Origin of the sequence: Chitinophaga sp. 180180018-3 (genome assembly GCF_037893185.1) — a bacterium.
GTDB lineage: Bacteria > Bacteroidota > Bacteroidia > Chitinophagales > Chitinophagaceae > Chitinophaga.
Genome location: NZ_CP140772.1, coordinates 7,301,775 through 7,323,867, shown reverse-complemented (window position 1 = coordinate 7,323,867; position 22,093 = coordinate 7,301,775). Strand labels below are relative to the sequence as shown.

16 protein-coding genes are annotated in these 22,093 nt (G+C 46.4%); 11 read left to right on the top strand and 5 right to left on the bottom strand.

The features are described 5' to 3' along the window. Nucleotides 1-109: 109 nt before the first annotated feature. Genes UNH61_RS28880 through rlmD form a run of 3 tightly spaced genes read right to left on the bottom strand, consistent with a single transcriptional unit; the run spans nt 110 to nt 3,420 of the window. A complete protein-coding gene (locus UNH61_RS28880; protein ID WP_326995481.1) occupies nt 110-1,039 on the bottom strand; it encodes a rhomboid family intramembrane serine protease in 930 nt (309 codons plus the stop codon). A 47-nt stretch (nt 1,040-1,086) separates the two neighbouring features. Next, nucleotides 1,087-1,914, bottom strand: coding sequence for a rhomboid family intramembrane serine protease (locus UNH61_RS28875; protein ID WP_326995480.1), 828 nt, complete (start codon nt 1,912-1,914; stop codon nt 1,087-1,089). A 6-nt stretch (nt 1,915-1,920) separates the two neighbouring features. Then, nucleotides 1,921-3,420 carry a 23S rRNA (uracil(1939)-C(5))-methyltransferase RlmD gene (gene rlmD / locus UNH61_RS28870; RefSeq protein ID WP_326995479.1) on the bottom strand — a complete coding sequence of 500 codons (1,500 nt, stop codon included), beginning with the start codon at nt 3,418-3,420 and terminating at the stop codon, nt 1,921-1,923. Between the two features lie 35 nt (nt 3,421-3,455). On the opposite strand from rlmD, the gene UNH61_RS28865 reads away from it, so the two are divergent. From UNH61_RS28865 to UNH61_RS28855, 3 genes are all read left to right on the top strand, one after another. Beyond that, nucleotides 3,456-4,862 carry a thioredoxin-like domain-containing protein gene (locus tag UNH61_RS28865; protein WP_326995478.1) on the top strand — a complete coding sequence of 469 codons (1,407 nt, stop codon included), beginning with the start codon at nt 3,456-3,458 and terminating at the stop codon, nt 4,860-4,862. Nucleotides 4,863-5,068: 206 nt separating this feature from the next. Further along, nucleotides 5,069-5,692: a porin family protein gene (locus tag UNH61_RS28860; RefSeq protein ID WP_326995477.1), complete on the top strand. Its 624-nt coding sequence runs from the start codon at nt 5,069-5,071 to the stop codon at nt 5,690-5,692. 235 nt (nt 5,693-5,927) lie between these two features. Continuing rightward, complete coding sequence (locus tag UNH61_RS28855) at nt 5,928-6,572, top strand: outer membrane beta-barrel protein (protein ID WP_326995476.1); 645 nt, start codon at nt 5,928-5,930, stop codon at nt 6,570-6,572. A gap of 285 nt (nt 6,573-6,857) precedes the next feature. Here UNH61_RS28855 and metF read toward each other — a convergent pair whose 3' ends face one another. Continuing rightward, entirely contained in the window at nt 6,858-7,811 is a 954-nt protein-coding gene (metF, locus tag UNH61_RS28850) for a methylenetetrahydrofolate reductase [NAD(P)H] (protein ID WP_326995475.1), read from the bottom strand. A gap of 159 nt (nt 7,812-7,970) precedes the next feature. Here metF and lptB point away from each other — a divergent pair, with 159 nt between their 5' ends. The 8 genes from lptB (at nt 7,971) to UNH61_RS28810 (ending at nt 20,960) form a co-directional block, all read left to right on the top strand. Then, nucleotides 7,971-8,732, top strand: a complete 762-nt coding sequence (gene lptB, locus UNH61_RS28845) for an LPS export ABC transporter ATP-binding protein (protein ID WP_326995474.1) — start codon at nt 7,971-7,973, stop codon at nt 8,730-8,732. 22 nt (nt 8,733-8,754) lie between these two features. Continuing rightward, nucleotides 8,755-10,287, top strand: a complete 1,533-nt coding sequence (locus UNH61_RS28840; RefSeq protein ID WP_326995473.1) for a GH3 auxin-responsive promoter family protein — start codon at nt 8,755-8,757, stop codon at nt 10,285-10,287. Between the two features lie 17 nt (nt 10,288-10,304). Beyond that, entirely contained in the window at nt 10,305-11,054 is a 750-nt protein-coding gene (gene fabG / locus UNH61_RS28835; RefSeq protein WP_326995472.1) for a 3-oxoacyl-[acyl-carrier-protein] reductase, read from the top strand. A 133-nt stretch (nt 11,055-11,187) separates the two neighbouring features. Next, nucleotides 11,188-11,742 (top strand): RNA polymerase sigma-70 factor, encoded by a 555-nt coding sequence (locus UNH61_RS28830; RefSeq protein WP_326995471.1) that lies wholly within the window; start codon nt 11,188-11,190, stop codon nt 11,740-11,742. Between the two features lie 72 nt (nt 11,743-11,814). Further along, complete coding sequence (locus UNH61_RS28825; protein WP_326995470.1) at nt 11,815-12,903, top strand: FecR domain-containing protein; 1,089 nt, start codon at nt 11,815-11,817, stop codon at nt 12,901-12,903. Between the two features lie 246 nt (nt 12,904-13,149). Continuing rightward, on the top strand, nt 13,150-16,317 hold the full coding sequence (locus UNH61_RS28820; protein WP_339070474.1) for a TonB-dependent receptor: 3,168 nt from the start codon (nt 13,150-13,152) through the stop codon (nt 16,315-16,317). 21 nt (nt 16,318-16,338) lie between these two features. Continuing rightward, the gene (locus UNH61_RS28815; protein WP_326995468.1) at nt 16,339-17,823 is read left to right on the top strand and encodes a RagB/SusD family nutrient uptake outer membrane protein; all 1,485 of its coding nucleotides are present in this window, start codon (nt 16,339-16,341) and stop codon (nt 17,821-17,823) included. 116 nt (nt 17,824-17,939) lie between these two features. Beyond that, a complete protein-coding gene (locus UNH61_RS28810) occupies nt 17,940-20,960 on the top strand; it encodes a glycoside hydrolase domain-containing protein (RefSeq protein ID WP_326995467.1) in 3,021 nt (1,006 codons plus the stop codon). Between the two features lie 101 nt (nt 20,961-21,061). Here the strand turns inward: UNH61_RS28810 and UNH61_RS28805 are convergent, their stop codons facing one another. Further along, a complete protein-coding gene (locus UNH61_RS28805) occupies nt 21,062-21,961 on the bottom strand; it encodes an SMP-30/gluconolactonase/LRE family protein (RefSeq protein ID WP_326995466.1) in 900 nt (299 codons plus the stop codon). Between the last annotated feature and the right edge of the window lie 132 nt (nt 21,962-22,093).

Below are 22,093 nucleotides of genomic sequence, written 5' to 3'. Positions count from 1 at the left end.
AGGTAAGAATACTATTGGGAACAGGATTTAAAATACAAATAAAAAAGAGAAGATGCGACTGTTTTACGCATCTTCTCCTTACGTTATCTTTTCCGGAGATCCGGGATGTTTATTCTGGTTTGCTTGCTCTCAGCAGGGTTTCTTTTTCTTCCTGCGTTAGTGACGACAATCCATTTTCATTTATCTTATCAAGGATTTCATTCAGGCGTTGTTCCGGAACCTTACCGATACGTCTGAACGGCTGCTGATCTGTTTCATTGACCAGTGCACTCCTGATATCATCAGGGTTTACCTGTTCCGCAGCGGGATGGAACACATGTGTCAGTTTGAAAAGCAGTCTGTTTAAACCGGCGCCCCAGTCGCGGCCTTTTTTCCACTGATACATATACAACCAGCCTGCCAGTGCACCACCAGCCAGTATGGAGATATAGGTATAACCATAGGAAGATGTACTGATCAGTGTTCCTGCAGACAATGCGATATAGATCAGGGCAACTATCCATAAAGAAATACCACCGGCCAGCAGCGGGAAGATCCTGTAACGCGGCGCAATAGTGGTAACGCCCACGGCTATGGCCATCACACTTCCGGTAGCCCCCAGCGCATATTCTGAACCGGCCAGCGCACGGAAGGCAGGAATAGCCTGCATCACGGCTACATATAGCAGGTTCCCGCAGATGCCACCAAAAAGATATAAAGGCAGAATACGCTGATGGCCGGCCAGGTGCTGCATGAACGTACCGAAGCACCAGAGCCATATCATGTTAGTGAATACCTGCCAGAAGCTGATATGCGTAAACAGCGATGTAATCAGCGTCCACGGGCGAAACAGCAGCGTCCGCGCATCGGCCGGAAGCCTGAGCCAGGACATGATATCCTGATGAAACCGGGGCACTCCCACACCTTCCATCTGATAGATCACCTGGGTGAACAGGAGGAACACATAAATGGTCAGGTTAATGATTAACAATTGTGTCACCATATTTCTTCCTTCTCCTAAAGAGAGGCGGGGCAGTTTCTCTTTTTCCAGCGCATGCATGGTACTAATATTTTTCAATACAAAATTACGGCTTTAATGTAGTTGTATTAATAAAAATCGCTTCGTCGTTTACTCCATCCTTTCAACAGCAGATAAGCAAAAAGTGCGCCGCCGAGGTGGGCGAAGTGGGCAACGTTATCTCCTGCAGATGCCTGGATACCAGACCATAGCTCCGCCAGGATCATGAAGCCTACTATATATTTCGCCTTCACAGGGAACATGAAGTAAATGTAGAGGTAAGTGTTCGGGAACAGGAAACCGAACGCAAACAGGATACCGTAAACGGCTCCGGATGCTCCGATAGTAGCTCCGTTCCTGTAAAAAGCAACGAAATCCCTCACATATATCCTGGCCATATCAATGGCGTTGGGATCGTGATTGGCCAGCGCATTTTTCAGACTTTCCATATTGAAATTCGCCAGGCTGCCCAGGTCGAATTTATTGTCCAGCAGCGCAAAATTCGCGTAACTGGGGTCATTCAGGAAGTTGGTAGCGTATCTGGTGAGATTCAGATTTTCATAAGTGAGTACACCCATATGGCAAAGTGCAGCGCCAAGGCCACACACCATGTAGAAGATCAGGAAACGCTTGGAACCCCAGAGGTTTTCCAGCGTGGCGCCGAACATCCATAAGGTGAACATATTGAAGAGTACGTGCGTGATATTCTTCGGATCATGCAGGAAAAGATGGGTGATAAACTGATGAGGCCTGAATAGTTCAGAGCCCCAGTAGTGAAGACCAAACAAACGACTCATGTCGTAGCCATACTTGTTCAACAGGGTTACCTGCACTAACCAAACCAAACCGTTAATGATCATCAGATTTTTAATCACTAATGGCAGGAACTGAAATTTTCCGGGCCTGTACTCGTTCATTGTTGCTTAATTATTAACTCTTTTTTTCAACAACACCACATTTTCTATATGATGTGTATGCGGGAACATGTCTACGGGTTGTACCTTTTCCACTGTATAAAGTGCATCTAACAAAGCCAGGTCCCTGGCTTGTGTAGCGGGGTTACAGCTGACGTATACAATTTTGGGTGCTCCGATTTCCAGCAATTTATTGACCAGTTTTTCGTGCATGCCTGCCCGTGGGGGATCCGTGATGATCACATCCGGCTGCCCGTGATGTGTAAAAAATTCATCATCGCAAATATCTACCACGTCGCCTGCAAAAAACGTTGCATTTTCTACCTGGTTGCGCGCCGCATTTTCCCTGGCATCATCTATTGCTTCTTTTATCAGCTCAATGCCTATCACCTTGCCGGCGCTCCGGGATACGAATATGCCAATGCTGCCAGTACCACAATACAGATCGTATACTGTTTCCTTCCCTGTAAGCCCGGCAAAATCACGCGTTACCTTATACAACACTTCTCCCTGGTAAGTGTTGGTCTGGAAGAAAGATTTAGGACCGATCTTGAAAACAAAGTTCTCCAGTTTCTCCTCTGCATAACCTTTGCCAAAAAATACTTTCGGCTCCAGGTCAAAGATCGAATCATTGCCTTTCGGATTGATGGTATACAATACCGTGGTAATTGCCGGCACTGTTGCCAGTAAATGATCCAGCAGCGCTGTTCTGTTGTCCTTATCTTCATGACGGATCACCAGGTTGACCATAATCTCTCCGGTGGTACACAGGCGGATGATCAGGTTACGTAACCAGCCCTGTTGTGCCCGGATATCGTAAAACGTAAGCTCGTGCTTTATGGCATACTCACGGATGGTATTACGTATCAGGTTCACAGGTTCCTGCATCAAATAGCAGGTATTTATATCCAGTACTTTGTCAAACAGCTTCGGTACATGAAAGCCCAGTGCGGGTTTTACAGGTATCTCGCCATTATTGGCTTTGATTTCTTCGTTGGTAAGATAGGCCTTGTTACTGAAGGTAAACTCCAGTTTGTTTCGATAATGTTCCGTGTGAGCACTGCCCAGTATCGGTTCCATCGGAGGCAACGCCAGCTTTCCTATGCGCTGCAGATGGTCGGCCACCTGCTGTTGTTTGTATTCCAGTTGAAGGCTGTAGGGCAGCATCTGCCATTTACATCCGCCACAGGTACCGAAATGCTGGCAAAAAGGAGCTACCCGCGTGTCTGAAAAACTGTGAATGTGAACTGCTTTTCCTTCCGCCCAGTCTTTTTTATTCTTGCTCAGACGTACATCTACCACATCGCCGGGTACCACACCTCCTTCAATGAATATCACTTTCCCGTCTTGACGGGCCAGGGCTTTACCTTCTGCTGCATAAGCAGTTACCGGTACATTTTCTAAAACAACATTTTTTTTCCTCACGGCTGCAAAGGTAATTGAATTGCTGAATCCCACATCGGAAAACCTGTGTTTACCATTCAGCATTCCTCTTTCCTTTTTTACCATTTTCCGCTTACATTTACATATTGCTTAGAAAACTTATGCGTAAATTATTTGTTTTATTGATAACCATTCTGTTAGGCCCGGCTGCGATGTTAGGGCAGGGGTATCAGATTGCCGTGAAGCTGAAAAATTTTTCTACCGGTCGGTTTTATCTGGCTCATTATATGGGAAGATCCACTTATCTGGCAGATTCTGCTGAGGTATCGCCCGCCGGGATGGCTGTATTGAAAGGGAAGGAGCCTTTACTGCCGGGGATCTACCTCCTGGTGCTGCCAGGGAAACAACAATATATAGAAACCCTGATCGATAAACAGCAGGTTTTCAGCGTAACGATCGATACTTCCGACCTGGTGAATAAAACGCTGTATAAGGGAAGTCCGGATAACGAGCAGTTCCTGAGCTACAACAAGTTCCTGGCACAGCAGGAGGCGCTGAGCAGAAGTATTCAGCAGCAGCTTCGGACTGCACACAATGCGGCGGATACGGCAAAAGTGGCGCCCATGCAGCAGGAACTGGGCAAAAAGATCCAGGATTTCCGTTCCGGGTTCATCAAAGCGCATCCGGGAACCCTGCTGAGCACTATATTTCTTGCCATGAAAGAGCCTCAAGTGCCGGCTCAGCCCGCAGGGGAAGACTCTACCTTTGGCTATCGCTACTATAAAAGCCATTATTGGGATGAAGTGGACCTGCAAAGCGACCGTCTGGTAAGAACTCCCATCCTGGAAGGAAAGCTGAGAAAATATTTTACGCAGCTGGTGCCGGCTTATCCTGATTCCATCATTAATGACTGCGACGCCGTTATTGCCCGGGCCCGCAAAAGCAGGGAAGCCTTCAAATATGTGCTGTGGTGGCTTACCTACAACTACGAAACATCGCCTTACATGGGGATGGATGCGGTATTTGTGCACCTGGTCGAAAAGTACTACGTTCCCGGAGAGGCTTTCTGGCTGAACGATGAACAGCTGAATAAGATCGTGGACCGGGCTTATACAATGGCACCAAACCTTATCGGAAAACAGGCGGCACCGCTCGAATTCAAAGACAGTACCGCGCATATGCTGTCTCTCTATAAAACCCCGGCTCAATACACTATCCTCGTGTTCTGGGATCCTACCTGCGGGCATTGCAAAACAGAGGTTCCCCGCCTCGACTCGGCCTGGAAAGCAAACTGGAAGAGCAAAGGGGTCGCCATGATCGGTATTAAAACCGAAGGCAGCCGAACAGAATGGCTACAGTTCATCAGGGAACATCAGCTCAATGGCTGGATACACGGAGAGGAGCCTCAGGCCGCTACCAATTACCGCAGACTCTACGATGTTTATGCTACACCTATGGTGTACCTGCTGGACGACAAAAAGAAGATTCTGGCTAAAAAGCTGGGTGTTGAGCAATTACAGGAATTCCTGGACAGAGTTACGGCAAAAAAGGCCGGAGCAAAACCCTGAGGATCAACCTGAATCCTATTTAATTTATTGAAAGTCATCTAGTTAGATCCCTTTAACAATCCTTTGGCATAGTCTTTGGCAAGTGGGGGATGGACCATTTGCAATAAACAGCAAGCAAAAACAGGTTCATTATAGTTGGCAATCAAAAAAATCAGGAAGCGATGCTTCATTTGTAAGTATCGCTTTTAAACTCAATTACATCACACATGAAAAAGTTATTATTTTCTTTAGCCGCTCTGCTGATAGCCGGTGTTTCTTTCGGTCAAACTAAATGGGGAATTGTGGCAGGACCTCAGTTTTCCAGCATAACTGCGAAGAACGTTCTTCCTGGTTCCGGAAAATCAACAAGTTCTCTGCTGACAAGCCTCAGGGCAGGTATTACAGCAGATGTTCCTTTAGGAGATGATTTTTACATTGGAACCGGGCTCTTGTTTTCAGGCAAAGGAGGTAAAAACAAAGACAATTCTGATGTGAAAACAACGCTTTCCTATCTTGAATTACCAGTGCATTTTATGTTTAAGCCTGAAGTAGGTACCGGTAAGCTGGTACTGTCTGCCGGTCCGTATGTCGCTTATGGCCTCGGTGGTAAAGTGAAAGGTATTGCAGGTGGCGACAAGAATGTTTTTGATGATGAAGCGGGAGTTTTTAAGCAGAAACGTTTTGATTCCGGTGTAGGCATTAACGTTGGTTATGAGCTGCCGGTAGGGCTTTTCTTCGGCCTCAATACCGATCTCGGCCTGGTGAACACCGCTGCTAATACCGACAATAGCCGTAGTTTCAAAAATACATCGTTTGGTGTATCTGTTGGTTACAAATTTGGCGGTAAATAACAGGAGTACAATATTAACTCAATTTGATTTTTTCATTAACCACCCGAATTTATCGGGTGGTTATTTATTTTTATCAAAACCTTTGTTTACTTTTATCATATAGTAACCAGTTTAGCATTGTGTGAGAGTCTATTCCCCAAAATAATCAGATCGTCGCAGTGAATTTTATTGTCTTTTTTTTACCGAACTACTGATGAAATTCTTTACATTTCTCTGTGCCATAATCTTTGTTGTTATGGCGACGTCGTATGCCCAGATCAGCGTTGGGATTCGGGGCGGTTATATTAATACCGGCCTGGAATCGGCGGATAACAATGTTGCCCCGCCTACAAAAAATGCCAACAGCTGGCAGGTTGGATTGTACACCAATGTGCCCCTTTTCAGGAACGGATATCTTCAGCCAGGACTTAACTATATCGTTAAGGGCGCTAAATTGGATTATCTGACAAGTCACCCCAACAACGTACTAACATCCGGCGTTACCCGGCTGAACTTACAGTACCTCGAATTGCCGGTTCATATCGTATACAAGGTTCCTATCGGGATCGGAAATTTTGTGTTGGGAGCTGGTCCTTATGTGGCTTATAGCACAGGCGCCAGGTACAAGGTGGTGGCTTATAATAACGATAAGCAGGTAGAAAGCAGCTTTCAGCGGGTGAATTTTGATGCTACTCCCAATATCTTCGGAACTGGTGTTGATTTACAGAGATGGGATGCAGGACTTAGCTTCATCGGAGGCATCGAACTTAATTCCAGTGTGACGCTGAATGCACATTATGGGTATGGCATGGTTGATATCGACAGATCCGGGCATAATTCATATAAGAACCGCTACTGGGGAATCAGCCTGGGATTTTTCTTTAACCGGGAAGACTGGTAACGTCATCCTGATCACCATATTTTTGAAGAAGACCGCCTTTTCAGGGCGGTCTTCTTATTTTTTTGGATGACCGATAGGGGTTTGCTTACCCGGACGCGTCATATAAGGGAAAGAGACCGCCAGACGGTGGTTTCATTCATTGGACAGTTATAATTAAAAGTGTGACAGTTATAGGGATATGCCACTACGTATCTACGTGATGGCATTTTTTATATGAAAGACAGCAAAAAAGGGAAAGACTTTCGTCCTTCCCTTCTTTTATATTACAAAGAAAATATGATCAGGTTACATGATTGCGGCAACCGCCTGCTGGACCAGTTTGGGTTTGCCAAGTGTGTAGTAGTGTAATACCGGTACACCAAAAGCTTTCAGTTCTTTTGACTGGGCAATCAGCCATTCAGCGCCTACCAGTTCCACATCCTTATCGGTTTTACATTTCTGGATTTCGTTAGACAGGTCGGTTGGGATATCCACATGGAATATCCGTGGCAGCATGGTCATTTGCTTCCGGGTAGTGAGAGGTTTCAATCCGGGTATAATGGGAACGGTGATACCCATCTCCCTGCATTTGCTGACGAAATCAAAGAATTTCTGATTATCAAAGAACATCTGGGTAACGATATAATCAGCTCCTCTTTCTACTTTACGTTTCAGGTGCGTCAGGTCTGTTTGCATGTTAGGCGCCTCGAAATGTTTTTCGGGATAGCCGGCAACACCGATGCAGAAATTGGTTTTTACGCCACCCTGCAGATCATCTTCCAGGTACACGCCGTTGTTCATGTGAGCTACCTGTTCCAGCAGTTCAATGGCATAGCTGTGTCCGTGTGGGTCTGGTTCAAAGAAGGTCTCGTTTTTGGGTGCATCTCCCCTTAAAACCAATACGTTATCGATCCCGAGAAAATTCAGGTCGATTAGCGCATTTTCAGTTTCTTCCCTGCTGAATCCACCACAGATAAGGTGAGGAACAGCATCTACGGTATAGTGGTTCATGATAGCAGCACAAATCCCCACTGTGCCGGGGCGTTTGCGGATCTCCACCTTTTCAAAAGACCCATCTGCCTTCTTCTTGAACATATGCTCGCTGCGATGATAAGTCACATTAATGAAAGCCGGCTTGAATTCCATCAACGGATCCAGGTGATCATAGATAGACTCAATGCTCTTCCCTTTGAGTGGGGGAAGTATTTCAAAAGAAATCAATGTATCTTTTGCCCGGGCAATATGTTCAATTACTTTCATATTGTATAAATGCTTTGGAAACCGGTATTGGCTCCCGGTCAGAAATGTGCGGGGGCAAAAATAAGATATACTTTAATTATAATCAGATCAATTTTAATCTTATACTAACTATAACTAGGCTAACTGAATGAAATGCTTATTTTTGCTAAGTTTGATCATATGGCATTAAGAATACATACAGACCAGCTGGTAAAGCGTTATGGCAACAGAACGGTGGTAAACCATGTATCTGTGGAGGTGTCGCAGGGAGAAATAGTAGGGCTGCTGGGCCCTAACGGAGCCGGGAAAACGACTTCTTTTTACATGGTGGTAGGGCTTATCAAGCCCGACGAAGGGAATGTGTACCTCGACGGACAGGAAATTACCAAACTGCCTATGTATAAACGGGCGCAGATGGGGATAGGTTATCTGCCACAGGAGGCCTCTGTATTCAGAAAACTGAGCGTGGAAGACAATATTGCCGCTGTATTGGAGATGACAAAGCTGAAGAAAGCAGAACAGAAAGATAAGCTGGAAAGCCTGTTGGCAGAGTTCAGACTCACGCACGTGCGGAAAAGCCCCGGAGATGTACTGAGTGGGGGAGAGCGTCGTCGTACCGAAATTGCGCGGGCGCTGGCGGTAGATCCTAAGTTTATTCTGCTTGATGAACCGTTTGCCGGTATCGACCCTATCGCCGTAGAAGATATTCAGGGAATTGTAGCGAAGCTGAAATATAAGAATATCGGTATTCTGATCACGGATCACAACGTACAGGAAACATTATCTATCACCGACCGGGCTTACCTGTTATTTGAGGGAAAGATCCTTAAATCCGGAACTGCCGAAGAGCTGGCAGCAGACGAACAGGTAAGAAAAGTGTATCTTGGCCAGAATTTCATTCTGCGCCGTAAGGATTATTTAGACGAAGCAGCTAAAAAGTAAAAATTATTCTACCGTTTCCTATATGAGAATTTTAAGTCCTGCAATATCACAACTGGCAAGGTTACGCATGGGGCGTATTGCATATTTTATGCAGTATCCTGTGCAGGTACAGCAGCAGGTATTCCAAAACCTTATAAGCGCTGCACAGTATACCGAGTTCGGTAAACAGTACGGCTTTTCACGGATTTACAAAATAGATGAATATAAACAGCAGGTACCCGTTCACACGTACGATACCATCAAACCCTATATTCAGCGCACGATGGAAGGGCAGCAAAATGTGCTGTGGAATACGCCCATCAAATGGTTTGCTAAATCGAGCGGAACAACAGCAGATAAAAGCAAATTCATTCCTGTTACAGTGGAGAGCCTCGACGAATGTCACTATCGCTCTGGCAGGGATGTAATTACGCTTTACTATAATAACTTCCCGGATTCGGATGTGTTCACCGGTAAGTCGCTGGTAATCGGCGGAAGCCACCAGGTGAACAAACTCTCCGAAAACAGCGACTCCTATTTCGGAGACCTGAGTGCGGTCATGTTGCAGAATATGCCGTTTTACGGCAATATGATCCGGACACCAGACCTGGAGATAGCACTGATGGATGAATGGGAAGAAAAAATAGAACGTATGGCCAATGCGGTGATCCATGAAAATGTAACTTCTATCGCAGGGGTACCTACATGGACCATTGTGCTGATCAAGCGGATCTTTGAGCTTACCGGAACCGATAATCTGGCAGATGTTTGGCCCAACCTGGAGCTCTATATGCATGGTGGGGTCAGCTTTACTCCTTATCGGGAGCAGTTTAAAAAGCTTATCCGGAACCCGTTGATGCACTATCAGGAAACCTACAATGCGTCTGAAGGCTTTTTTGCTGCCCAGGATGTCATTGGAGAAGAAGGCTTGCTGCTTTTCCTGAATCACGGTATCTTTTATGAGTTTATGCCCATTGAAGAGTTGGGGAAAGATAACCCTCAGACCCTGCAACTGCAGGAAGTGGAACTGGGAAAGAATTATGCACTTGTTATTAGCACCAATGGCGGTTTGTGGCGCTACCTGGTGGGCGATACTATTCAATTCACCTCTCTTATTCCATACCGGATCAAGGTAAGTGGCCGTACACGATCATTTATCAATGCCTTCGGGGAAGAAGTGATTGTAGAAAATTCAGATACCGCCATGGCAAAAGCCTGCGAGGCTACCGGCGCTGTTATGAACGACTATACCGCTGCCCCGGTTTATTTCAGTGATCATGGTAATGGCGGCCATGAGTGGCTGGTGGAGTTTGAAGTAGCCCCCGACAACCTGGAGCGTTTTACTACCATCCTCGACGATACACTGAAATCTATCAATTCTGACTATGAAGCTAAAAGGTATAAAAACCTGGCGCTGCATATGCCCGTAATACACGTTTTACCCAAAGGAACATTCTGTGAATTCCTGAAGAGTAAAGGGAAACTGGGTGGTCAGCATAAAGTACCCAGACTGAACAATGATCGCAAATACCTGGAAGAGATTCTGAAATTTGTGGCTGAAAATATGAATGCTTAAAACCTATCAACTATAACATGAAATTACTGGAGAACAAAGTAGCGATTGTAACAGGAGCCAGCCGCGGCATCGGAGAAGCAATTGCAGTGAAATTTGCCGAACAGGGCGCTGATGTTGCTTTTACATATGTTAGCTCCGATGAAAAAGCACAGGCACTACAAGCCAGGCTCAGTGCATTGGGAGTTAAGGCTAAAGCTTATAAATCCAACGCCGGCGTCTATGAGGAATGCGAAACCCTCGTTGCTGAAGTATTGAAAGACTTTGGTAAAATAGATATTTGTGTCAACAACGCCGGTATCTCCAAAGACAATCTCCTGCTTCGTATGAGCCCGGAACAGTGGGATGAAGTAATGAATGTGAACCTGAAGAGTGTATACAACATGACTAAACAGGTGATCCGCCCAATGATGAAAGCGAAAAACGGTAGCATCATTAACATGAGCTCTGTAATCGGTATCATGGGAAATGCCGGCCAGAGCAGTTATGCTGCCTCTAAAGCCGGTATAATCGGGTTCACCAAATCCATAGCACAGGAACTCGGTAGCCGTAATATCCGCTGCAATGCGGTAGCTCCGGGGTTCGTTGAAACCGATATGACCAGTTACCTCAAAGAAGGGGAGAGTGCTGGCAACTATATTCAGCAAATTCCACTGGCCCGTTTCGGTAAACCGGAAGACATTGCCAATGTATGTCTTTTCCTGGCATCCGATATGGGCAGCTATGTAACCGGCCAAACGCTCAGCGTTTGCGGTGGACTTTGCATGTAAACAGCTTTTAACTGCCTGCTTCTGGCAAAAAATGCAACGAAGACCATGTTATATTTCATTAATAATAATGTGGTCTTCGTTGCATTTTACCAGAGGCTAATAGCTAAAAGTCACAGTCTTTTCGACCGGAACAGTGGAGGATGTAAGATCAAATATAACCCAACAACGCCAACTTCCTGCTTTTGAATCTCTATTCAGGGAATATTATGCCGTGCTTTGTGCTTTCGCGTTCGATTTTGTGAATAGCCGCGAGCTGGCAGAAGAAATAGTACAGGACACTTTCACCAGGATATGGGAACGATATCATGAACTCCATATCGAAGTCTCCGAAAAAGCCTACCTCTACAGGGCAGTACAGAATAATTGCCTCAATTACCTGAAACAGCATAAAGTACGGACAAAATACAGTGCTGAATTACTGCAACAGCTGGAATCGCGTGTGGCACTGTTCAGCCTGAATGCTTCCCCCGCTGAAAAGCTGGAAACATCCGAACTGGAAGGACTTGCAGAAAAAGCCATCAGCAGGCTGCCACCCCAATGCCAGAATGTTTTCCGCCTGAGCCGCTTCGAACAATTAAGTTATCCCGAAATCTCGCGGCATTTGGGCATCTCCATCAATACCGTAAAAACCCAGATGACCCGCGCACTACAGAAATTGAGGGACGAACTGCTACCCCTCCTGAAATAATTGTAAATTTTTTTTGGCTGCTTGTCACCCTGCCGGATCTGTTGGATTGTCTTATTATCTGTTTTCTGGAAGATGAAGTTTAACTATACACAGGAACAGGTAGACGACCTGATAATACGTTTTTTGTCGGGAAATATTTCTGCTGAAGAGCAGGAAATGCTGACGCAATGGGTGCATGCTGAAGAGGGAAACAGGAATTATTTCCTGCAGCTGCGTGATACCTGGCAGGCAACTGCTTCGGCCGGAAGCTATGATACTGATAAAGCCTGGACCAATGTTCGTCCCGACAGCGTGCGGCCATGGAGAGGCTATTTCAGGATAGCAGCTTCTTATATGCTGCCGTTTCTGATTGGTGGCGGATTGGTATATGGCTGGTCTTCTTTCAGGAAACAGCAAAGCGACAATGGACTGGTAACTGTCACCAGCCCAAAAGGAGCTACTACAAGGATCGTGCTTTCCGATGGTACTGAAGTGTGGCTGAATGCCGGTAGCAGGCTTCAATATGCACAACATTACAATCAACAGAACAGGGAAGTATTGCTGGAAGGTGAAGCTTTCTTCCAGGTACATACCAACGCCAGAAAACCCTTTACAGTAAAGGCTGCTGACCTGAGGATAATGGCGCTCGGAACTTCTTTTAACGTAAAGGCATACCCGGAAGACAAAACAGTGGTAACAACACTGGTAGATGGAGCAGTGAAGATCGATGGCAGCAAAACGATCACCCCTTTCGGCCTGATGATGAAACCACATCAGCATGTAGTATATAAGAAACCGCCGGGCACCAATAACAATGAACAACTGAAACAACCTGTGTCTGTCAGAGACAGCAGCGCTGCTGCTCCGGTAGAAAGCAGGGAAGTGAACAATACAGAGATATACACTGCCTGGAAAGACGGCAACTGGATCATATCGGCTCAAACCATGGACGAGCTGGCAGTTACCATGGAACGGAGATTCAATGTCAAAGTACATTTTGAAAACGAGGAACTAAAAGGGTATCGCTTCAGCGGAACATTCCGGCAGGAAACACTGGAACAGGTGCTCAATATCCTGAAACTCACTGCTCCGTTGAAATACCGCATCGATGAAGGCGTAGTAACGCTGGCGGTGGACAATGAACTGAAAGAGAAATATTCAAAAGCAATCAGGAACCGGTAAGAACCCGGAAAGTACGGTATCAACATTCAATCACCTGTAAACCAAAATTAAATGCGCGGTAGTACGAAAAACTAAAAAAATTGGGGTAATGCGACTTACCCCAACCAACGAAAATCACATGATAGGTGAATTGCCCTTGCGACGGGCAACCACCGTAATTATTCGTTTAACTAAAATCTATACAAGTTTATGAAATCCACTGCAAACCCGGCGGCATTTTTTTGCCCCGGGCGAAAATTATTGCTCATGATGAAAATGACCGGGCTACTTATTTTCGGAGCGTTCCTACAAGTATCTGCCGGCGCCTATGCCCAGGAAAAGATAAAAGAACTGCATGCCGAAAATAAAAGCATGAAAGAGGTTTTTAAATTGATCGAGAGTAACAGTAATTATCGCTTCTTCTACAACGAAAGTTTCTCAGACCTGGACAGACCCATTACCATAGATGTAAAAGACAAGAAGATCAATGATGTACTGAAGCTGCTCTTCAATTCTTCCAATGTTACCTACAAGGTGCTGGAAAACAATCTGGTAGTGATTACCCCAACGGGTACAGCACAAATAAAAGTGACCGGGTTTGTAACAGATGCTGTTACAAAAGATCCACTGCCGGGCGTAACCGTGTCTGTGGAAGGCTCTTCCATTGGTACTGTTACAGATGCCATGGGCAAATTTACCATACAGGCTCCTGCTGAGAACAGCACGCTGGTGTTCTCATATATAGGCTATAACACACAGAAAGTAGCTATTGGCGGCCGTCAGGAACTACAGATAAAACTGGACGCAGATACCAAAAAGCTGGAAGAAGTAGTGGTGATGGGATACACCACCACCACCACCAAGAACCTTACGGGTGCTGCACAGGCTGTAAGTGCTGTTAAACTGAAAGACGTTACCGCGAGCAGCATGGATAAAATGTTGCAGGGTAAAGTGAGTGGCGTATTTGTAGGAAACAGTTCAGGAGATCCCGCTGCTGCTCCGGTTGTACGTATCCGCGGTAATGGTACCCTCACTGCCGGCAATACTCCACTTATAGTGGTAGATGGAATTATCGGCGGGCTACCTAACCCCAGCGATATAGAAAGCGTGACTGTCCTGAAAGACGCTGCTGCCACTACATTGTACGGAGCACGCGCATCCAACGGCGTAATGGTAATTACTACCAAAAGAGGGAAAGCGGGCAAAACGAAGGTTAATTTCCGCACAAACGTAGGCGCTGCCTATCTTAACACCGGACATTTTCACCTCATGAACGGTGCCGATCTCTATGACCTGCAGAAGGCTGCTGGCGCCAACCTGGATCCGGCAGTAAAGAATATCAACACCGACTGGCAGAAGCTGGCCTTCCAGAGCGCCACCAACCAGAACTATGAGCTATCGACCAGTGGTGGTAATGAGAAAACAAGATTTTACCTGGGTGGTAACTATTATAAGGAAGATGGTATTCTGAAAGGTACTGGCCTGGAGCGGTTCAGCGCAAGACTTAATCTGGATCACAACATTACCGACAAATTAAGAGTAAGCGCTAATTTTGCCGGCACACAAACATCAAGCCGCGACAATTCAAACGGCTCCCTGTATCAATACTACACTAACCTGCCCTGGGATAAGGCTTTTGATAGTCAGGGTAAACCAGTGAACCCACTCGACGTAGCAAAATGGTATGGCAGGGATATGACCAACTTTGTATATGATCAGCAGTATAACTACATAAAAAATAAACGGCAATCGATCGAAGCGTTGCTGAAGCTGGAATATGATATCACCAGATGGTTGTCGTTCAGTTCCACTAACAGGGCTCAGTATTATCACTATAACCAGGAAAGCAACGAAGATTCCAGAACGTCAGCCGGTTCCGACTACCGGGGCACGCTCTATAACTACTACCAGGACTCTGCTGCCTATATCAGCTCCAACCTGCTGAAAGCCCGTTACACCATCAATAAAGTACACAACATAGACGGATTGGTGGGTGCGGAATTCCAGCAGATTAACCTGAATAATATGTCAGGAAAAGGCCAGGGAGTGCTGCAGGGAGTGGAAGTACTGGATGGTACATCTTCTCCGATGTCTGTTGGCGGAACAAAAATAGGACGGGCGTTTAACTCCTATTTTTTACAGGCAAACTATAACTACAATTATAAATACTATCTCACTGCATCCTTCAGAAGAGATGGCTCTTCAAAATTCGGGTTCGACAGGCAGTACGGGAATTTCTATGCAGTAGGTGCTTCCTGGGCCGCTTCAGAAGAGGAATTCATTAAGCAGATCAAGGCGATCTCCAACCTGAAGATCAGGGCCAGCTATGGGACAACCGGTAACGCGGAGATCGGTGATTATACAGCCATCGGCGCCTATGCCATCAACACACAGTATAATGGTTTCCCTGGTGCTTATCCCAGTGTTTACAATGTACCCCGGCTTTCCTGGGAGAAAGCGTATAACACTAACGTAGGCTTCGACCTGGGACTGTTTAATCGCATTAACCTGACGGTAGACATCTACCAGAGAGACAGTAAAGATCTCCTGTTCAATGTGCCCCTGCCCGGAACGGCCGGCTACAGCTATATTCCCCGGAATGTGGGCTCTGTACGCAATCAGGGTATCGAAATCAGCCTGAATACTGATAACCTTGTTGGTGAATTCAGCTGGAGCACCGACTTTAATATCGGATTCAATAAAAACAGGGTAACAGATCTGTATGGTGGCCAGGCACAGATCATTGACCCGATCAGTGGTTACTTTGTATTGCGCCAGGGACAGGATATGCGCAGCTTCTTCATGCGTAAATGGGCCGGCGTAGACCCTGGCAACGGTAACCCGCTGTGGGAAAAGGTTACAACCGATGCCAACGGGAAAGAAACGAGGGCGACTACCAGCAACTATAACGATGCAACGCTGCAGATTGTAGGCTCAGCAACGCCTAAATTCTTCGGAGGTATGCGGAACGTTTTTACTTACAGAAACTTCCAGTTGAGTGCCTTCCTGTCGTTTGTTTCCGGTAACCAGGTGTACAACAGCACGCGCGAACTGATGGACAACGATGGCGCATATTACACGTATAACATGATGGCGCTCGATAAAGGCTGGAGCCGCTGGCAGCAACCCGGTGACGTAGCCACGCATCCAAAATACGTTATCAAAGGCAATAAGAACTCCCAGAAAACCTCTTCCCGTTTCCTGGAAGATGGAAGCTACCTGCGTCTGAGAAATGTGAACCTAAGCTACGCGCTGCCCAAAGCATGGCTCGACCGCGTACATATTGGCAGTGCAAGAATCTCTATAGGAGGTGATAACCTCTGGACGCTGACCAAATTCTCCGGCATCGATCCGGAAGTGGACGACCGCGGTATCAACTACGTGAAGTATCCGGCCAGTACCAAATGGTTTGCAGGGCTTGAAATCAATTTTTAACAGGAGCAAAAAGTGATGATCATGAAACACATGTCTAAATATATAGCAGGACTGTTACTGTTGTCAGCAGCATCTTCCTGTTCACTCAAAAAAGAGCCGTACAGCGCTATTCCGGATGATAAGATCCTGAAAGATGAAACCAAATGGCCAGCCGCAACAGTGGGTAATTATGCCTTGCTGAAAAATGCAGATTTTACCCGTAACTATTTCCAGATGGGAGAATTCCCCAGTGACGACATTGCTTTAAGCGGCGCCACTACTGATCCATTGTATTTTTCTTATACATACGGCCATCTGACCAACCAGGGAAATGCACTACAGCTGTGGCGCATGGCATATAAAGCGATTAACGGCTGTAACATGCTGCTGCAAGTAATGCCGGAAGGCAGGTCGGCAGCGGTAAATGAAATGATCGGTGAAAACCTGTTCATCCGCGCTTTTGCACATTTTTCGCTGGTACGTACTTTTGGCCGCCCTTACAGCCAGAGCCCTGAAACAAATCCAGGCGTTCCGGTGATCACAAAGTTCGATGTAACGGCATTGCCTAAACGTAATACGGTAAAGGAAGTATATGCACAGATCATTGCCGACCTGAAGAAGGGAAAGGATCTGATGGATAATTCCAACACTAGCAGCTATGCCACCAAAAGCGCTGCCATGGCCCTGCTGGCAAGAACATACCTGTACATGGGAAGGAATGATTCTGCTGCTATCTACGCTGATTCTGTGATCCGTTCCGACCGGTACAGCCTTGTTCCTACTTCAGATCTGCCGGCCTATTACACCCGGAACAATGAAAGCAATAAGGAGACCATTTTCGCCATTCACCACACACTGCAGGATGATCGTACCTGGGGCGCTATCGGGTCTATGTATTATATGTCGCCCGGCGGTATGGGATACGGTGAAATATATGCTTCAGAATCCTATCTCGCGCTGTTGAAACAGCATCCGGAAGATGCGCGTAATGCCTTCGTACAACCGGTTTATCTGAAAGATCAGTATGGCAAAGATTCCGTGGATAATGCAGGCCAGAAAGTGATGGCGAACCGCAATGGTGTGAAGAAATGGTACATCCTGAAATACTCTAACCAGGATAATGTGCCTACCCTCAGTTCTCCGGTAGTACTGCGCCTCGCCGAAATGTACCTGATCCGGGCAGAAGCCAATGCCAAAATGGGTAATGCACAGGCAGCCCTCGATGATGTGAACATCATCCGCAGAAGAGCCGGCCTTAGCGGAAACGCCCTGTTCAACTCCCTGAGTGACCTGCATGGTTATCCTTCCGTGCTGGACGTAGTACTGGATGAACGCCGTCTGGAGCTGGCTTTTGAAACGCATCGTGTTTTTGATCTGTTCCGTAACAATCGCAATGTTTACAGGAACTATCCCGGAGTACAAACCAATCCGCAAACCATTTCCTATACGGATGCCCGCGTGGTACACTTTATACCAGAACAGGAGATCATATTGGATCCCAATCTGGTACAAAATCCGATTCAATGATAATAACCTGGCAAAGCCCCGTAAAACGGGGCTTTCGCTTTTATAAAATATTCCGGAAAAGAAAATACAACAGTAGTAAATTTATGACCGGTGAACATTAAAAAACATTATTCTTCATGTATCAAATCAACCATCATCGCCGTTCCTTAAAGAGAGGATTACTGCTGGCAGGATGGGCTTTCGGCATCATAACTGCCGTCAATGCCCAGGAGCTGAAATACACGTCCGGTAACCATACCTGGAATGCAGATTCTCTGGGTAATCACAGGGCAGTAGTTGCTTTCAGCGGTACCGGCAAGGTAGCCCGTGTTGTAGTCCCCTGGCGCCGGCGCGATGAACAGCCGGAATTAAAACGCATCATTGTTCAGGATGCGAAAACAGGCGGGAAAGTACTGAACGTAAAAACAGTGACAGCCACCCGGGAACAGGGAGATATCTGTTTCGAGCCTGTTTCAGGGAAAGGTGATTATTACATCTACTATCTTCCTTCAAAAAACGAAGGCCGCAATAACTACCCCAAAGGAGTATACCTGAGCCCGGAAAATACCGCCAGCGACAGCTGGCTGCAGACCATCCCTACAGGTATGAAACCCAATACCACTGTTAAGGAGATAGAGGCCATAGATTCCTTCAACACCTTCTATCCTATGGAAGTGATTGCCACCGCAGCTGAATTAAAGCACCTGAATGAAACACACAAAGGACCGGAATATCTGGTGTTTCCGGAAGACAGGCAATTTCCCATCAGAATGACGGACGACCTGCCCCAGCGCTGGATAAAGAAAGGCCCCTCACAGGCATTTTCCGGACAGGCCAACAGGGGAGAATACTATGCTTTTCAACTGGGCATATATACAAGAAAGGAAATGAGAGATGTAAAAATTGCTTTCTCTGACCTTAAAGCCGCCAACGGGAAAATGATTCCAGCCAACAGCATTTCGTGCATTAATACCACCGGAACCACCTATGATGCACAGCCTTTTACCGCTACGGTGGATATTCCGGAGGGAAAAGTACAGGCAATGTGGTGCGGGATTGATGTACCCGCTGGTACCGTGGCTGGAACTTACAAAGGAAAAGCGACCATATCGGCGCCGGGCATGCGTTCAACACCTGTTGAGCTGACACTAACCGTAACGGATAAACTGGCTGTAAACAGCGGATTTAATGAACCCTGGAAGCAAACCAGGCTGAAATGGCTTAATTCTACGCTGGCACAGGATAATTCGGTTATTGCACCATATACACCGCTGGAAATGAAAGACAGCGTGATCAGCTTGCTCGGACGCAAAATAGGCATCGCTAAAGATGGGCTTCCGGCGCAGATCCAGACCTTCTTCACACCTGAAATGACGAGCCTGGCTGATCATCCAAAGAATATTTTTACAGAACCGGTACACTTTCATTTCACATCGGCCGCCAGCGGAAAAGACCTTTCCTGGAAAAACAGCGGCTGGGAGGTGATCTCGAAAGAACCGGGAAAGATCAGCTGGAAGGCTACCAACACCACCACTGGTCTGCAAATGGATATCACGGCGTCTATCGAAGCGGATGGCTTTATAGACTACATCGTGAAAGTGACAGCACAGGAAGATGTTGCCCTGAAAGAGATTACCATGCATTTGCCCTTCGAGAAAGATGCCGCCAAATACATGATGGGCCTGAATCAGAAGGGCGGTCTGCGTCCTGAGAAGATCGACTGGAAATGGGATGTGCAACACAAAAATCAGGATGGCGCCTGGATAGGAGATGTAAATGCCGGGATACAGTTCAATCTTCGCGATGAGCATTACGTACGCCCGTTGAATACCAATTTCTATCTGCAGAAACCATTGCTGTTACCTGTATCCTGGGGGAATGATAATAAAGGCGGTATCACCATAGGAGAGAAGGGCAAAGCGATCCTTGTGAACAGCTATAGTGGCGAGCGTATCATGCACAAAGGCGATGTGCTGTATTACAATTTTCACCTTATCATTACGCCGTTCCACCCCATCAACACCGACTTCCAGTGGGCGACCCGCTTCTATCACAAATACGACAACCTCGACAGCATCCGGGCCAAAGGTGCCACCATCGTGAATATTCATCATGGTACTGATATCAATCCCTGGATTAACTATCCATTCATCGAATGGAAGAAAATGAAGGAATATATCGACGACGCCCACAGCAAAGGGCTTCGTGTGAAGATATACAATACGGTAAGGGAGCTGTCGAACCATGCATGGGAAACCTTCCCGCTGCGAAGTCTCGGACATGAAGTATACAGCCCGGGCAAAGGAGGAGGCTTCTCCTGGTTACAGGAACATGTCGGCAAGGATTATATTGCAGCCTGGTTTGTACCGGAATTCAAAGATGCGGCCATTATCAACAGCGGCATGAATCGCTGGCATAACTACTACGTGGAGGGCATGAACTGGCTGGTTCAGAACGTAGGTATCGACGGTATCTACCTGGACGATGTGGCATTTGACCGGATAACAATGAAACGGGTGAAACGCGTGCTGACACGCGATAATCATCCTGGTATTATTGACCTGCATTCTGCTAATCAATACAATAAATCGGACGGATTTATTAACAGCGCGGTGCTGTATATGGAGCATTTTCCTTACCTGAACAGGCTTTGGTTCGGGGAATACTTTGATTATGAGAACAACAGCCCGGATTTCTTCCTTACTGAAGTAAGTGGTATTCCTTTCGGCCTGATGGGCGAAATGCTGCAGGATGGCGGGAATCAATGGAGAGGCATGGTGTATGGGATGACCAACCGTATGCCATGGACTGCCACTTCAGATCCCCGACCTATCTGGAAAGTTTGGGACGATTTCGGTATACAAGGCTCCGGCATGATCGGATACTGGGTGGAAAATAATCCGGTTAAGACCAATAACCCGGCGGTACCAGCCACCATCTACAGAAAAAATGGCGCCGTGCTTGTATCCATTGCCAGCTGGGCCAAAGAAGATACAACTATCAAATTGAATATCGACTGGAAAGCCCTGGGCATCGACCCTGCAAAGGCTGTTATAACTGCACCGGATATACGTAATTTCCAGAAAGGACAGGTATTCGATAAAAATGCTGAAATCCCGGTTGCTAAAAATAAAGGCTGGATGCTGATCATCAGGTAGAATGACGAATTGAGAATATAGAATTAAGAAATAGCGCGAAGACCTTAGCAAATTATTATCAATTGCTAAGGTCTTCGCGCTATTTCTTAATTCTATATTCTCTAAAACTTCCTCCCCGGAATATCCACCCTCACCGTTTCCACGCATTTCCGGTCCTGTAGCGTTACATACAGGGTTTTACCATCGTTGTCACCAAATACCAGGTTACTGCATTGTTTACCTTTGAGCGGAATTTCCCGGATCAGTTTCCCCTGTGGCGACATTACCGCAATCACTCCTTTTCCCCAGCGTGCGATATACAGATTCCCGGCTTTGTCGCATTTCATGCCGTCGAAGCCATAGTCAGGGAAGCTGGCGAACAGGGTTTTATGGGAGATGTTACCCGCTTTGTCCACATCATATTTCCAGACTTTGCGCTGAAAACTTTCGTTCACATACAGGTTTTTTTCATCCGGACTGAGTTCTATGCCATTAGTGGTACCCATATTGGCTTCCAGTAGCACCGGTTTGCGGTTGGCATCAATGCGCCATAGCTGCCCGGTATTGTTGGCCCATTTAGGGTCTGTTGCATAGATCTGATCACGGCTGTTGATGCACAGATCATTAGGTTGGTTGAACTGATCGGAGTGGACATATACACTGACCTTTTTGGTGTGCATGTCGATCATCAGCACATTATGACGGATAAAATCGGGCAGGAACATGTTCCCTTTGCTGTTGAAGTGCACGCCATTTGCCACGCTGCTATCCGGCAGGGTCACAAATATTTCTCCGGCACCGGTTCGTGTGTTGATCTTCCCTACAGTGCCATCTTTCTGAAAATTTACCACGTAAAAATTACCCGATTTGTCAAAGTTGGGTCCTTCAATATTAGAAGAGAAGGTATGCTCGGCGGTAAGATCCCGGGCTTCATATAGTGGCCTTTCAGCTGCTTTGTGCTGAGCTGTCAGCGACAGGCTATATCCACCGGCTATTAACAGCAGGTATAAATGCTTTTTCATGTTCCACTTTTTTTGGAGCTTTAAGTTAAATAACTATTTAAGAAAATTTAATTTTGGACTGGTGAAATACAGATATGTAATTAAATTATCAAGAAATAATTACCGGTTAATATGCCCCTTCTGGCTGTCAAC